This is a genomic window from Monashia sp. HAY1-11D (assembly GCF_056868035.1).
This window is the reverse complement of the sequence record NZ_CP200320.1, coordinates 1,904,116-1,916,947: the sequence shown is the minus strand read 5'-3', so window position 1 is coordinate 1,916,947 and position 12,832 is coordinate 1,904,116. Positions and strand designations below refer to the sequence as shown.

General features: G+C 67.7%; 15 protein-coding genes and 2 pseudogenes. 8 read left to right on the top strand and 9 right to left on the bottom strand.

Features of this window, described 5'->3' with window-relative positions; all coding sequences use genetic code 11:
* The first annotated feature begins 5 nt into the window (after nt 1-5).
* Nucleotides 6-539: a CGNR zinc finger domain-containing protein gene (locus tag AC1VM9_RS08885; RefSeq protein WP_481341960.1), complete on the top strand. Its 534-nt coding sequence runs from the start codon at nt 6-8 to the stop codon at nt 537-539.
* Between the two features lie 377 nt (nt 540-916).
* The gene (locus AC1VM9_RS08880; RefSeq protein ID WP_481341959.1) at nt 917-1,084 is read left to right on the top strand and encodes a hypothetical protein; all 168 of its coding nucleotides are present in this window, start codon (nt 917-919) and stop codon (nt 1,082-1,084) included.
* 9 nt (nt 1,085-1,093) lie between these two features.
* On the opposite strand, the gene AC1VM9_RS08875 is transcribed toward AC1VM9_RS08880, so the two are convergent.
* Together AC1VM9_RS08875 and AC1VM9_RS08870 are read right to left on the bottom strand one after the other, a co-directional pair.
* On the bottom strand, nt 1,094-1,252 hold the full coding sequence (locus tag AC1VM9_RS08875; RefSeq protein WP_481341958.1) for a hypothetical protein: 159 nt from the start codon (nt 1,250-1,252) through the stop codon (nt 1,094-1,096).
* 9 nt (nt 1,253-1,261) lie between these two features.
* Nucleotides 1,262-1,612 (bottom strand): hypothetical protein, encoded by a 351-nt coding sequence (locus AC1VM9_RS08870; protein WP_483122350.1) that lies wholly within the window; start codon nt 1,610-1,612, stop codon nt 1,262-1,264.
* A 390-nt stretch (nt 1,613-2,002) separates the two neighbouring features.
* On the opposite strand from AC1VM9_RS08870, the gene AC1VM9_RS08865 reads away from it, so the two are divergent.
* Nucleotides 2,003-2,398, top strand: coding sequence for a YybH family protein (locus tag AC1VM9_RS08865; protein ID WP_483122349.1), 396 nt, complete (start codon nt 2,003-2,005; stop codon nt 2,396-2,398).
* 182 nt (nt 2,399-2,580) lie between these two features.
* Nucleotides 2,581-3,146, top strand: a pseudogene (locus AC1VM9_RS08860) (GrpB family protein).
* 45 nt (nt 3,147-3,191) lie between these two features.
* Here the strand turns inward: AC1VM9_RS08860 and AC1VM9_RS08855 are convergent.
* On the bottom strand, nt 3,192-4,082 hold the full coding sequence (locus AC1VM9_RS08855) for a helix-turn-helix transcriptional regulator (RefSeq protein WP_481341955.1): 891 nt from the start codon (nt 4,080-4,082) through the stop codon (nt 3,192-3,194).
* A 103-nt stretch (nt 4,083-4,185) separates the two neighbouring features.
* Between AC1VM9_RS08855 and AC1VM9_RS08850 the strand changes: the two genes are divergently transcribed.
* Nucleotides 4,186-4,950 carry an SDR family NAD(P)-dependent oxidoreductase gene (locus AC1VM9_RS08850; protein WP_483122348.1) on the top strand — a complete coding sequence of 255 codons (765 nt, stop codon included), beginning with the start codon at nt 4,186-4,188 and terminating at the stop codon, nt 4,948-4,950.
* A 131-nt stretch (nt 4,951-5,081) separates the two neighbouring features.
* On the opposite strand, the gene AC1VM9_RS08845 is transcribed toward AC1VM9_RS08850, so the two are convergent.
* The 3 genes from AC1VM9_RS08845 to AC1VM9_RS08835 form a co-directional block, all read right to left on the bottom strand.
* A complete protein-coding gene (locus AC1VM9_RS08845) occupies nt 5,082-5,552 on the bottom strand; it encodes a hypothetical protein (RefSeq protein WP_483122347.1) in 471 nt (156 codons plus the stop codon).
* A 409-nt stretch (nt 5,553-5,961) separates the two neighbouring features.
* Nucleotides 5,962-6,954, bottom strand: a complete 993-nt coding sequence (locus AC1VM9_RS08840) for an NADP-dependent oxidoreductase (RefSeq protein ID WP_483122346.1) — start codon at nt 6,952-6,954, stop codon at nt 5,962-5,964.
* The gene (locus tag AC1VM9_RS08835) at nt 6,951-7,565 is read right to left on the bottom strand and encodes a TetR/AcrR family transcriptional regulator (RefSeq protein WP_483122345.1); all 615 of its coding nucleotides are present in this window, start codon (nt 7,563-7,565) and stop codon (nt 6,951-6,953) included. Before AC1VM9_RS08835 ends, AC1VM9_RS08840 begins: the two co-directional genes overlap by 4 nt.
* A gap of 139 nt (nt 7,566-7,704) precedes the next feature.
* Between AC1VM9_RS08835 and AC1VM9_RS08830 the strand changes: the two genes are divergently transcribed.
* Nucleotides 7,705-8,580, top strand: a complete 876-nt coding sequence (locus AC1VM9_RS08830; protein WP_483122344.1) for an alpha/beta fold hydrolase — start codon at nt 7,705-7,707, stop codon at nt 8,578-8,580.
* 252 nt (nt 8,581-8,832) lie between these two features.
* Here AC1VM9_RS08830 and AC1VM9_RS08825 read toward each other — a convergent pair whose 3' ends face one another.
* Both AC1VM9_RS08825 and AC1VM9_RS08820 read right to left on the bottom strand, forming a co-directional pair.
* Nucleotides 8,833-9,447: a hypothetical protein gene (locus AC1VM9_RS08825; protein ID WP_481342120.1), complete on the bottom strand. Its 615-nt coding sequence runs from the start codon at nt 9,445-9,447 to the stop codon at nt 8,833-8,835.
* 264 nt (nt 9,448-9,711) lie between these two features.
* Nucleotides 9,712-9,801: pseudogene (locus AC1VM9_RS08820) on the bottom strand (DUF2510 domain-containing protein); the annotation flags it as partial.
* A 211-nt stretch (nt 9,802-10,012) separates the two neighbouring features.
* Between AC1VM9_RS08820 and AC1VM9_RS08815 the strand changes: the two are divergent.
* A complete protein-coding gene (locus tag AC1VM9_RS08815; protein WP_483122343.1) occupies nt 10,013-10,987 on the top strand; it encodes a trypsin-like peptidase domain-containing protein in 975 nt (324 codons plus the stop codon).
* A 148-nt stretch (nt 10,988-11,135) separates the two neighbouring features.
* On the opposite strand, the gene cysM is transcribed toward AC1VM9_RS08815, so the two are convergent.
* On the bottom strand, nt 11,136-12,050 hold the full coding sequence (cysM, locus tag AC1VM9_RS08810; protein WP_483122342.1) for a cysteine synthase CysM: 915 nt from the start codon (nt 12,048-12,050) through the stop codon (nt 11,136-11,138).
* Between the two features lie 359 nt (nt 12,051-12,409).
* On the opposite strand from cysM, the gene AC1VM9_RS08805 reads away from it, so the two are divergent.
* On the top strand, nt 12,410-12,814 hold the full coding sequence (locus AC1VM9_RS08805) for a DoxX family protein (RefSeq protein ID WP_483122341.1): 405 nt from the start codon (nt 12,410-12,412) through the stop codon (nt 12,812-12,814).
* Nucleotides 12,815-12,832: the final 18 nt, after the last annotated feature.

Genomic DNA, 12,832 nt, shown 5'->3' with positions numbered 1-12,832 from the left:
TGGCTATGTTGCATGTCGCCGGCAATGCCGCGTTGGACTTCGTCGGCACGCTGAGCGAACGCGGAACCGCCGACGAGGAGGGCCTGGCCAGCGGTGCGGCCCTTGCGAGGTGGTACGTCGAAGCGGGACTCGTCGACCGTCAGCCGAAGGTGGACGCCGCCCACCTCGCGCAGGCGCGCCGGTTCCGTGAACACCTGCACCTCCTGGTGCGCTCACTGGTCGACGAGACGCCGCTACCCGAACAAAGCCGATTGGCGCTCAACCGCGTCGCTCGCCGGCCGCGACCGGTGCAGACTCTCGATCCGGACGGGCGACGGGTACGCCGAGGAGACGCCGGCGCCTGTCTCGCCGCGGTGGCCCAGGCCGGAGTGGAACTGTTCGACCGCACCGATGGGGCCGTCGTGCGCTTCTGCGCCGATGACCGCTGCACGCACCCCTTCCTCGACCGTTCCCGCAGCAAGCTGCGGCGCTGGTGCGACATGGGCACCTGCGGCGACCGCGCCAAGGTGCGCCGCTACCGCGGCAAGCCCTCGGCCTGACCAGCCGGGCAGCCTTCAGCCAATCCGCCGGGACACTGGAGGTGTACCGGCGGCGATGACCCTGTGCCTCCTCGTACTCAGACTCGCGAATCGGCCATAACACTCCACTCGGGCGCAGGGCCCCTACGAGGCCTCGCGCGAGGCCCTGAGAGGCCGCACTGGCGCCGCGGTCGCGTCCCTGCTCTCCGCCGCATGGCTCTGGTGGAACCGGGGCAGACGTATCTCGCCGAGGGCAACAAGTCTCAGGCACGCAAGGACTTCGAGAAGGTGCTCGCGGAGGGTTGCGGATGTCGCACGCAACCACGGCCTGGTCGGCCGACAAGAGGTCTGCCCGGGTTGCCAGAGCCCCTACGCCGTCCGCCGCTAGGTTCGGCGACATGACCCAACCCGACAGCGTTGTCCGGCTGATCCGTTCGGACGCCCTCACCGACACCGCCCCCTACGCGTATGCCGCCGGCCAGCCGCTGACGGGCTTAGGCGCGGCAGGCCAGCCCAGAGGGCCCTTCATCACGAGGACGATCGACCGGGCGCCATCGGCGGCATGAGCGTGCGAGTCAGGCGGATGCTCGAGCCCTCAGCAGTCGGATGAGGCCCCAGATGACGCAGCCAGCGGATACCGCGAACAAGAAGACCACCAGTTCGACGGGAGTGCCGCCGAACATGGTGACAGTGGCGAGCATGCCCAAGGTCAGCCCGAGCCAGATGAATGCCACGATGCCGCCTCACTTTCTCTTGACTGGCGTTGGAACGATACGCAGTGTCCGTGATCCCTGCGGCATTTGCGGATGCTCTTGCTTGGGGGAGAAGGTGCGGTCCTGCTCAATGAGGCACTTGGCGATCGGTGGTGGCGTCCACAGGCGCCGTGAGCCGAGCGGCTTCTTGAGGCGCACCGCCACCAGATGGCTGCACGCTGGGAACGGCGGGCCCTCGGGTGTGGCGGCGGCCAGTGCGATACGGACCTCGCGAGCCGACTCCGAGATCCTCACCTGATAGGGCTGGCTCTTGCACGAATCGGCCGACAGCCTGATGAGGGTCGCATCCCCACGCACGACCCTCGCGTCGTGGAAGCTCACCGGCGTCATGATCGCGTCAGCCCCGCAACCTGCTACGGACGTTCCCAGCAGCACGGCGCAGATGCCGCGCGTCAGCCGGCCAGCACGATTCGATGCCACAACTATCCCGACACCGGCCGGCCCCCAATCCGTTCCCCGACTCTCGATAGCTCGCCTGGACCGCGCCCAGTCAGCGGCAAGAGAGGACGTCTGCTGGGGTGGATTCTGCACTGGGGGCTTCCAGCACGTGACGACGTCGGCGACCGAGCGTCAGCACAGTTGTCCCTCAATCGTGAGCCGTGAGTGGCATGGTGGGACCGAAGGTGGCCCGCAGCTCTGGACGAGCGGACATGGCGCCCACCGATCCAGTGCGCGAAGGGTGAACACCCCTGTCAAACGGAGGTGCGCAGGATGAACGACGACGAAGTGGCCATCCGGAGCCTCATCGAAGGGTGGGCTATCGCTGCGCACGAGGGCGATTTAGAGGCTGTCCTGGCGCATCACGCTCCGGAAATCGTGATGTACGACGTCCCGCCACCCGAGGATGGGGTACGCGGGTTGGCCGCATACGAGCAGACGTGGCCGGGGTTCTTTAAGTGGCAGGAGAGGGCCACCTTCGATCTCTTGTCGTTGGAGGTTGTTGCCGGCCCAGACGTGGCATTCGCATACGGCTTGCTTCGGTGCGGGACTCCTGAGGAGCTTGCGGCCATCCCGGACCGACGTCTACGCCTTACTGTGGGGCTGCGCAAGGTGGGCGATCACTGGACAGTCCTTCACGAGCACCACTCCTTCACCGCTCGCGATTAAGGCCGACGGTTTCCCAGCCTCCACCCGTTGCGCCTTCTTGACTGGCCAGCCCGCTCCTGGCGACCGAGGACGGGATGAGACCGACGCCCTCAACCCGGACGATCGAACGCGCCATCCGCGGCAAATGCGGACGTCCGTGCTAGCAGTTGTCGGGAGCAAGCGCGGCTGCTTACGCTCGTCTGATGCCTCCTGCGCCCCGCCCTCATCGACGTGCAGACGTAACGATCGCCGAGCTAGTCGGTGGCGTCGAGAAGCGCGAGCTCGTCGTCGTCGATCCTGACCCCGCTTGGCCCCAGGCCTACCAACGTCACGAGGACTGCATCCACACAGCGCTCGGACCGCGGGGCGCCGTAGCGATTCAGCACATCGGATCGACCTCCGTACCCGGCCTCGCCGCGAAACCCATCGTGGACATTCTCGTCGTCGTCAATGACATCACCGCCGAAGAGGACTACCTGCCCCAACTCCTCGCCGCCGGTTACGTCCTGCGGGTCCGCGAGCCCGGCCACCGCCTGGTGCGTACACCCGAGCGTGATGTCCACGGACACATCCTCGAGACCGACGATCCCAGATCCGCGAGTACCTTCTCCGCCGCAATCACCTACGCCGCGACGAAGCCGACCGCGAGCTCTACGCGCGCACCAAACGTGACCTCGCCGCCCAGGACTGGCCCGACATGAACGCCTACTCCGACGCCAAGACGGACGTCATCACCCAGATCAAGGAACGCGCACGACAGCAAACGTGACACCACCCCTCGAAGACGCTCGACCGCCCAGCGCACCGTCTGTGGTCACCACGTTCTTGTGGCGGTCGGGTCTTCTCGCGACGGCTGCATGGCGGCCGGGGAGAAGGTCTGGCTTCCCAGGACGCCGAGCAGACGTAGGCGCTCGGCGGACTCGCTGCCCGGCGTCGCGGTGAAGACGAGCAGGATCTGGACATCGCTGTCCGTTGACATGCTTTCGCAGTCGAGCTCCATCCGGCCGACCTGCGGGTGCAGGAACGTCTTGCGCTCCGGCCCCGGCCTCCAGGCGACATCGTGACCCGCCCACAGCGCGTCGAACTCCGGCGAGGCGCGGAGGCGATCGACCAGGGCGCGGGCACGGGGATCGTCCGGGTGACGTCCAACGGCCAGGCGGAGCATTGCCACGTAGGAACGGGAGTAGGTCGGCTGTTCCTCGACAGGGTGGAGCGCGCGTTCGCGCGGATCGGTGAACCAGCGGTGGAAGCGGGACCTGTTCGGGTCCTCAGGGGCGAAGCGCGACTCGTCGCCGAACAGTGCGATGGCGAAGGGGTTCTGTGCCAACACCTCGCCGAGGTCGTTGGTGACCATGGCCGGCGTGTCGAGTCTGTCGAGCACCCGTTGCACGCCTGGTGACACGTGGTCGCTGCGCATGTCACTGCGCGGAGGGACGTGACCGGCCAGCCGGTACAGGTGGTCGCGCTCGGTCCGGCTCAGTCGCAGCGCTCTACTGATCGCCGTGAGCATCGGAGGTGAGGGCTGCGGACCACGCTGCTGCTCGAGGCGGGTGTAGTAGTCGGTCGACATGCTCGCGAGCAACGCGACCTCTTCACGGCGCAAGCCGTCGGTGCGGCGTCTGGGACCACGCGTCAGCCCGACGTCCTCGGGCTGCAGCGCCTCGCGGCGCCGGCGCAGGAAGTCGGCTAGAAGTTCACGATCCATGGGGCCCATTCTCGGTGAGGGATCGTGCCTCATCCAGAGACCGGGAGTCCGTGGATGAACGGGTCTCTTTCACCGAGTCGTGCCAGGCACCACGTTGGGACTCATGACGAATGACAACAACAACCACCCCACCACTGCCCTGGTCACCGGCGCCAGCCGCGGCCTCGGGCGCGCCACCGCACTGGCACTCGCCGATGCAGGTCTCGACGTGGTCATCACCTACAAGAGCAGCGAGGCCGAAGCGCGCGACGTCGTCGCGTCCATCGAGTCCAGAGGTCGGCGCGGTGTCGCGCTGCACCTCGACACCACCGACATCGCCTCGTTCGCCGCCTTCGTGGAGACGCTGCGCAGCGAGCTGCCCGACGGGCGGTTCGACATCCTGGTCAACAACGCCGGCACCGCGCTGTACAGCCTGCTCAAGGACACGACCGAGGCCGAGTTCGACCAGGTCTTCGGGGTGCACGTCAAGGGCCCGTTCTTCCTCACTCAGGCCCTGGAGCCGTTGCTCGTCGACGGCGGCCGCATCGTCAACATCTCCAGTGCCCTGACCCGGATGGCATTCGCCCGTTCTGGCCCGTACGCCACCGCCAAGGGAGCCATCGAGGTGCTCACCCGCTACCAGGCGCTGGAGTACGGCGATCGCGGGATCACCGCCAACGTCCTCGCCGTCGGCGCCGTGCCGACCGACTTCGGCGACGCTCACCTGCGCTCAGACCCCGACCTGCAGAAGACCATCATCGGGCTGACCGCCCTGCAGCGTCTGGCCACTCCTGAGGATGTCGGCCAGGCCGTCGTCGGTCTCACGACCGCCTCCGGCAGCTGGATCACAGGCCAGCGCATCGAAGCCTCCGGCGGCCTGCGGCTCTGACCCAGAGTCCCCGCGGCGGTGGGCTTCCGTCCACCGCCGCGGTGGCACTCCGCATCCGTACCCGGCCGGTCGCGGTCCCAGGTTGACGCTGTCCCGTGCGCGGCCGTGCCGCGCGACGCTCAGCCATCCGGTTAGAGCGTCACGCCTTTGGCTTTGAGGTGTTCACCGATCGGGCCTGTCGCCCAATCTCCGTCGTAGAAGTTGACCTGCACCCGGCGGATGGCGGGATGGCCTTCCAAACCTGGGGGCAACGTCGTCCTTCGGCCGCGGTAGTCAACGGCGCTGATCCGGCTATCGGCCAAGAGCAGCTCGTCGGCCCTGAGAAGCCCTCGCCGGCGGCCCCGCTCGAGTCCTACGACCGCGTCCCAAGAGGCGTCCAGCCGGTACTTGTCGCGTTGAAGCTCGATCCCGTCGGTTGTGATGGTCAGGGACCGGTGCGATGCCCGGATGAGGCCAGGAATCCCGAAGGCCAGGAGTGCGGCCGCGAGCGGAACGGCAAGGGGGAGCGGCCGCAGGACTAGCAGCAACAGAGCGGCCGCGACGAGCGGCATGAGGAAGGCTTCGAGCAGCACGATCGGCTTACGGACGCGGTGGGTGATCACGGGCGGCACGTTAGTGGGAAGGGATGCTCGCGAGGCTGATCGACGCGGAGGACGGGCCGCGTCGAGGGAAGGTGGAGGGCACGCTTGGTCGAAGGGCAGATCCACCGATCAGACCGCGGCTCTCGTCGTCAGCGTCACTCCGCCGCGAGCCGCCTCGCTTACCGCTCAATGGATTCCACAAGGCCGCATGAGCTGAGGTGGCTAGCCTTGTAGCCGGGGGTCGGAACCTCGATTGGACAGAATCCCCGCCTGGCCGGTGGAGCGCGGCCTACGGGCCGCTGGCAACCGTCCCGGCGCGACTGTGCGCGGAGGCGGCAGCACAGTGTGGGTGGTGACGGGTGTTCGTCGATCCAACTTGTGAAGTCCTTGTCTCAGGCAGCGGCGACAAGACCGCGTGGTCGTCACGTGGTCAGCGGGTGATGACGACCTTGCCGTGCGCTTTGCCCTCCTCCACGTAGGTGACCGCGTCGAGAGTCTGGTCGAAACCGAAGGTGCGGTCGGGGACCGGGCGGAGGTCTCCGGCCTCGTAGAGCCGGGCCAGGTTCGTCAGCTGGGCGCCGTCGGCGTGCATGAAGAAGAAGCGGTAGCGCACCCCGAGTCGCCGGGCCCTCCGGTGGATCTTGCGGCTGAGCAGTGCCATCACCGGCTTGAGCAGCGGCTTGCTGATCTGGGTGGCGAAGGCGGGGTCGGGCGGGCCGACCACGCTGATTGCCAGCCCGCCGGGCCGTAGCACGGTCATCGACTTGTTCAGGCTGTCGGTCCCGAGCGAGTCGAGGACGACGTCGTAGTCGCTGAGCACGTCGGTGAAGTCGGTGGTGGTGAAGTCGATGACCTCGTCAGCGCCGAGCGCCGTGAGTGTCTCGGCGTGGGTCCCGCGCGCGGTGGTCGCCACGTGGGCGCCGAGGTGGTGCGCGAGCTGGATGGCGGTCGATCCCAAGCCGCCGGCTCCGGCGTGCACGAGCACGCGCTGGCCCGGCCGGAGGTGAGCGAGGTCGACGAGCGCCTGCCAGGCCGCGAGCGCTACGAGGGGGACGGCTGCTGCCTGGGCAAAGGAGAGTGAGGCCGGCTTCAGCGCGATGTCCGCGGCGTCGATGGCGATGGACTCGGCGAAGGTGCCGATGCGGTGGTCGCGGGGTCGGGCCCAGATTTCGTCGCCGACCTTGAAGGCGCTGACGTCGGGGCCGACCTCGGCGACGGTGCCCGCGACGTCGTGGCCGAGGATGAACGGTCGCGGGTAGCTGAGGAGCTGCTTGAACTCGCCGTTGCGGATCATCACGTCGAGTGGGTTGACGCTTGCCGCGCGTACGTCGACCAGGACATCACTGGGACCGACGGTCGGCGCCGGCGCGTCAGCCTCGCGCAGGCCGTCGGGGCCGTAGTGGTCGACGGCGAAAGCCCTCATGCTGACTCCTGGTCCGTGTTCGCGCGGTTGCCGGCGGGCGCCAGCAGCTTCAGTGCGTTGGTGTGGGCGGCGGCCAGCACGCGGTCGGACAGCTCGCGGTCCTGGACGGCGCGCGCCAGCTGCAGGGCGCCTGCGAGCAGTCCCACGAGACCGATGGCCTGCTCCTCCGCACGCGAGGTGTGGTCGTCAGCGTCATCAAGGTGTCGGGCGATGGCGGTCAGGACCGAGCGGATGCCGGTGGTGTAGGCCTGCCTGCTGGCCGCGTCGCAGCGGCCGATCTCGTCGAGAAGTGCCGCGGAGCAGCAACCGGCGGCTGGGTCGTCCCGGTGAGCGGCCGAGAGGTAGTCGCGGATGAACGCCTCCAGGCCGGATCCTGCGGGAAGTGAGTCGAGCAGGGCGACCTGGGTGTCCAGCTGGTCGGTGACGACGGCAGCGACCAGATCACCCTTTGACGAGAAATGACCGTAGAACGCGCCGTTGGTCAGGCCGGCGTCGGCCACCAGGGTCGCGATGCCCGAACCGTCGATGCCATCAGTCTTGAACCGGCGACCTGCCGTCTCGATCATCCGCCGCCTCGTCGCCTGCTTGTGCTCGGCGCCGTACCTGGCCATGGGCTCACTCCTTCACCGTTGCGTCTGCGCCCACCATAGCAGTACGGTCATAATCCTATGGGCGCGTGCGTGCTCCTTGGCGTACGAGACCATCCCCGACGCGCCGCCCCGCGCCACGGAGCAGGAGCAGGAGCAAGAGATGACGACCCCGAACTCATCCGACATCGGAACCCGAGCACCCATCGCCTATCGCGATGCGGCGAACCGCTCGATCGTCGCCGACGGCGTTACATACGCCTACCGCGAGCTGGGCCCGACGGGCGGTGTGCCCGTCGTGTTCTTCGTCCATCTGGCTGGCAACCTCGACAACTGGGACCCCCGGGTCATCGACGCGATCGCCCAGGAGCGCCACGTCATCGCGTTCGACAACCGTGGGGTCGGTGGATCGCCCGGAACGGTCCCGCACACCATCGAGGAGATGGCCGCTGACGCCGTCAGGTTCATCGGGGCGCTCGGTCACGACCGGGTCGACGTCTTCGCGTTCTCCCTCGGCGGGATGGTCGCCCAGGCGCTCGTGCTCGCCAACCCCGACCTGGTCCGCCGGCTCGTCCTCACCGGCACCGGGCCCAAGGGCGGCAAGGACATGGACAAGGTCGCGCGCGTCACCTACTACGACATCCTCCGCGCCACGCTGACCCGCTCTGACCCGAAGGAGTTCCTCTTCTTTAACCGCGACGAGACCGGCAAGCAGGCAGCCAAGGCCTTCGTCCGCCGCCTCGGGGAGCGCACCACCGACCGCGATCGGAAGGTCTCGACCCCTGCCTTCCGCACCCAGCTGAATGCCATCAAGACCTACGGGCGGTCGGCCCCGGCCGACCTGTCACGGATCACTCAGCCCACACTCATCGCGAACGGCGACAACGACCGCATGGTCCCCAGCGCCCTCTCCCACGACCTGCACCGACGCATCCAGGACTCGGAGTTGATCATCTACCCCGACTCTGGCCATGGCGGGATATTCCAGTTCCACCAGGACTTCGCACCCGTCGCAGTGAAGTTCCTCGGCCCCGCCTGACCACGCGGCCGCCTCGTGGTCACCCGGTCCTGCGGGTCGGCGGCTCAGCGCTCCAACGAGCCCGCACGCCTGACCGCCCGAACGGCTCGAGGAGGCCCGAGCAACCGCGCACACATGCGCAGCGGCTCCCGCGACGCGGACAGCAGTTTCCCGAGCACATCGGCGGCCAGACCTCGGCAGCTCCGGCAATTAACGACCTTCCGCAGCGCTTGCCGACCACCTTGAACCAGCGTCATACCGCCGCGAGCGCACTCATGGGGCCAAGCCCAAATTCCAAGTTTCTGGCTGGTCCGGGGTGTAGCTCCAGGGCGGTAGCTGATATCGGGTTCCAAGGATGGGATTGAGAACCGTCAGCAGTTCCCCAGTGTGTTGCCGCGCGACGCTGTACGTCGCGAGCGCGCCGTCTACGTCTTGGGGCAGTTGATCCCCTGCCTTGGCGTAGAAGTCACGGAGTGTTGTGACTGTGGCGTAGTAGGTGGCTTGGTCGGCCACGCGTGGCATGCCGCAGTTCAGCAGGTCCTCCATGTCAGTGGAGAGGAAGCCCATCGTGGTGGCGGCCCCGAGGTCGGGACGGTCCATGAACCGCGCGTCGCCGGTGGCGACGTCTTCGACGACGCGCCCAGCGATCACTTTGGCGCATGCCTTGTCGAATGCGTCCGTCGCGGGCGGCGGGTCCACCGGGTAGCCCGAGATATTGGGTGTCGCCGTGATGAACCGCCCGTGAGGGATGCTGGGAGGCGGTGTCACAGCCAGTTTGGGCGCAGCTGGTGGGACGGGCGCCGGAGTCAGGTGGCGTGCCGCAGGCGGCTTCGGAGCGGTCGGCCGCGATGAACGGTTCGATGTCGAGGTCGACGGCTCCAGCGACATGACTGGATCCGGTGTGGACGGGGTCGGTTGCGGCTCCGCGCCAGGGGGCGCCCCGGCCACCGTCGCATGGGCATATGGTTGCCCGTCAAGCGGACCACCGCTCACGAGGCCATCAACGCCGAATCCGAATAGGAGCACGCCGCAGGCACCGACGGCCAAGATGGGAAGGGCTCGTTTCCGAGGCTCTGACGGGGCCGTGGCCGCGGGCGATTCCGCAGCGTGTGCCGTGCTCTCGACGTCGGCGACGGGTGCGGCCGGCGGGTCATCGAGGTTGCGGTACTGCCCGGTCCAGCCTTCGCCGTCGTGATACCGCAAGCGCTGCTCGCCCGGCTGGTAATACCACCCTGTCTTGATGTCGGCCTCCCCTGCCTCGCGAGTGTCGCAACATGGTCACAGCCGAAGCGAGGGCGCGGAGATGAAATCGCCAGATCCGGTTGCGCCCCCAACTCAGGTGGAGCCCTTGCACGCATGGAGTCGCTCACCTTTGCCGCGAAATCGCCGCGCACCATTCGGACTCGCGCCTACCATCGCCCCGAGTATTCGAGCCACAGGTCAGGGGCAGCAGGTGACGGACGATCACGGCGACGACCGGGAGATCTGGCCTGCGTTCCAGACGCACTCGCAAGCTCCCGCGCGCAAAGACCCGGGTCGCGCCTATCGGGCGCTGGGGATCGGCTTCGCCATCGCGTTGCTGCTGGCGAACACCGCTGGCGCCGGCTATCTCATCGTGCGCCAACAGGCCGACTCACAACAGATCACCCAACTTTCTGCAGACCTGGCCGCTGCCGACTCGAAAGTTCAACAGCTGAAGACGTCCGTGGCCAGCGCGCAACAGGAGGCAGCTAGCGCCAAGACGGTGGCGGAGGCGGCCAAGGTGGCCGCCGGAGACGCTGGCAGCCGCGCTGCGACCGCGAATGAGACCGCCAGCAAGGCGGCCAAGGCGCAGGAACAGGCCAAGGCGGCAGCCCTGGACACCAACGCGGTCGTGGAGAAGGTGAAGTCCTCCGTGGTCACCGTGCATTGTGGCGACGCGCTGGGCTCGGGGTTCGCTATCGGCGCCGGCTCAGTCCAGGGCTACGACACCGCGATCATCACGAACCACCACGTGATCGAGGAATGCACGGTCCAGGGCGGCCCCAACGCCTACGCCTCCCAGGGAGACCGGAAGTTTCCCTCGAAGCTGTGGACCTGGGACGAAGAGCACGACGTCGCCCTTCTCTATCTCAGCGGCGGCCTGACGCCTCTTCAGGCGGCGCCGCCGGCGAAGGTCGGAGACCCAGTCGTCGCCATCGGCTCGCCGTACGGGCTGGAGGGCACAGTGACAACCGGCATCATCTCCCGCATCGAAACCAGTTGGTACCAGACCTCAGCGTCGATCAACCCCGGCAACTCTGGCGGGCCGCTGCTTGACCGGCAGGGCCGCGTCCTGGGCATCAACAGCATCACCATCGGCGGCGGCGGCTCCGGTATCGGCGGTTCGATGCGTATGAGGGTCACCTGCTCGGGGATCTTCAGTACGGGCTGCCCGTTCAACAACTGATCGGCTTAAGGCTGCTGCAGCACGCGACGTCGCGCACATCAAGGTCTCGTCAGCCCGCGTCACTTCGCCGCGTATGGCAATCGTGCGGTAGGGCGGCGGAGGGGGCCGGTCCCACCCTCGACGGCTGTCTCCGGGCGTCAGCGGAATCTCAGGCGGGGAACACGCCGCTGGACAGGTACCGGTCGCCGCGGTCGCAGACCACGAAGACGATCGTCGCCCCCTCGACCTCCTCGGCTACTTGCAGGGCGGTCCAGCAAGCGCCGCCCGCCGAGACACCTCCGAAGATGCCTTCTTGGCGGGCCAGCTGGCGGGCCGTCTCCTCGGCGTCGGTCTGGGTGACCTCCACGGTCCGATCCACCGCCGAGGGGTCGAAGATCTTCGGCACGTACTCCGGGGGCCAGGCGCGGATCCCGGGGATCTTCGAGCCCTCCGCGGGCTGTGCCCCGACGATCTGGACACCGGGGTTGCGTGACTTCAGGAACCGCGAGACCCCGATGATCGTGCCAGTGGTGCCCATCGCGGACACGAAGTGTGTGATCCGTCCGTCGGTCTGTCGCCACAGCTCCGGGCCCGTCCCGTCCTCGTGGGCACGGGGGTTGTCCGGGTTGCCGAACTGGTCCAGGACCCGGCCGCGGCCCTCCCGCTCCATCCGCGTCACGACGTCGCGGGCCTCTTCCATGCCGCCGCGCGCCGAGGTGAGGACCAGGTCGGCTCCATACGCCTTCATCGTCTGGATCCGCTCGGTGGAGGCGTCCTCGGGCATCACGATGACCAGTGGGTAGCCGCTGATCGCCGCCGCCATCGCCAAGCCGATCCCGGTGTTGCCGGACGTGGCTTCCAGCAGGGTGTCGCCGGGAGAGATCTCCCCTCGCGCCTCGGCGCCGCGGATCATGCTGATCGCCGGCCGGTCCTTCACCGAGCCGGCCGGGTTGTTCCCCTCGAGCTTGGCGAGCAGCACGTTGCCGCGGCGTTCGTTCTCCAGCCCCGGAAGGCGCTGCAGACGCACCAGCGGCGTGCCGCCGATGACGTCCTCCATCGTGGGGTACGGCGGAGGTTTGCTCACCCGCCGCAGTCTATGGCGGCGGTCCCCGAAGAACCGCAGCCGGCTGCTCGACCTCCACGCATCCAAAGAGCACGAAGAGGTCCGCGACGATGACGTTCGTCCGGGAGGCCAACCACCCCTGCCAGAAGGGTCCGAGGCGCGTCCTTTCGCCGCGAGGCGACGAGGATCGGCCTCTCCCGAGGTTCGCGGCTATAGGTCCCTGGGGTGCGCTGCCCCCTCCATGCCGACCACGCGTCGCTGCCGTGGGGAGCGGCATCGACCAGCCGCGCCAGCCGCCAATATCAGATGCTGTGGGGGTGGTTGAGGATTAAAATACAACTTGTGCGGCACCCTTGCCGAAAACTCTCGGAGGAGGCTTCATGGACGTGGTTTTCCTCATCGGTCGCATCCTCTACGCCTACCTGTTCCTCGGATCCGCGGTGGGGCACCTGACGAAGGCCGACACCATGGGCGGCTATGCCGCCTCCAAGGGCATCCCGGCCGCCAAGGTCATGGTCCGCCTCTCCGGGGTGCAGATCCTCGTCGGCGGACTGATGATCCTCCTCGGCGTCTGGGGCGACCTTGGGTCGCTGCTCATCGCACTTTTCCTGCTCGCCACCGCCTTCCTGATGCACCCGTTCTGGAAGGAGACCGAGCCGATGGCCAAGCAGATGGAGATGATCCAGTGCAACAAGGACGTGGCGCTGGCGGGCGCCGCGCTCGCGTTCTTCTGGGTCTTTCAGAACGGTGTGGGCCTGACCATCACCGACGGGCTTTTCTCCTAGGGAGCAGCGCGTCAAAGC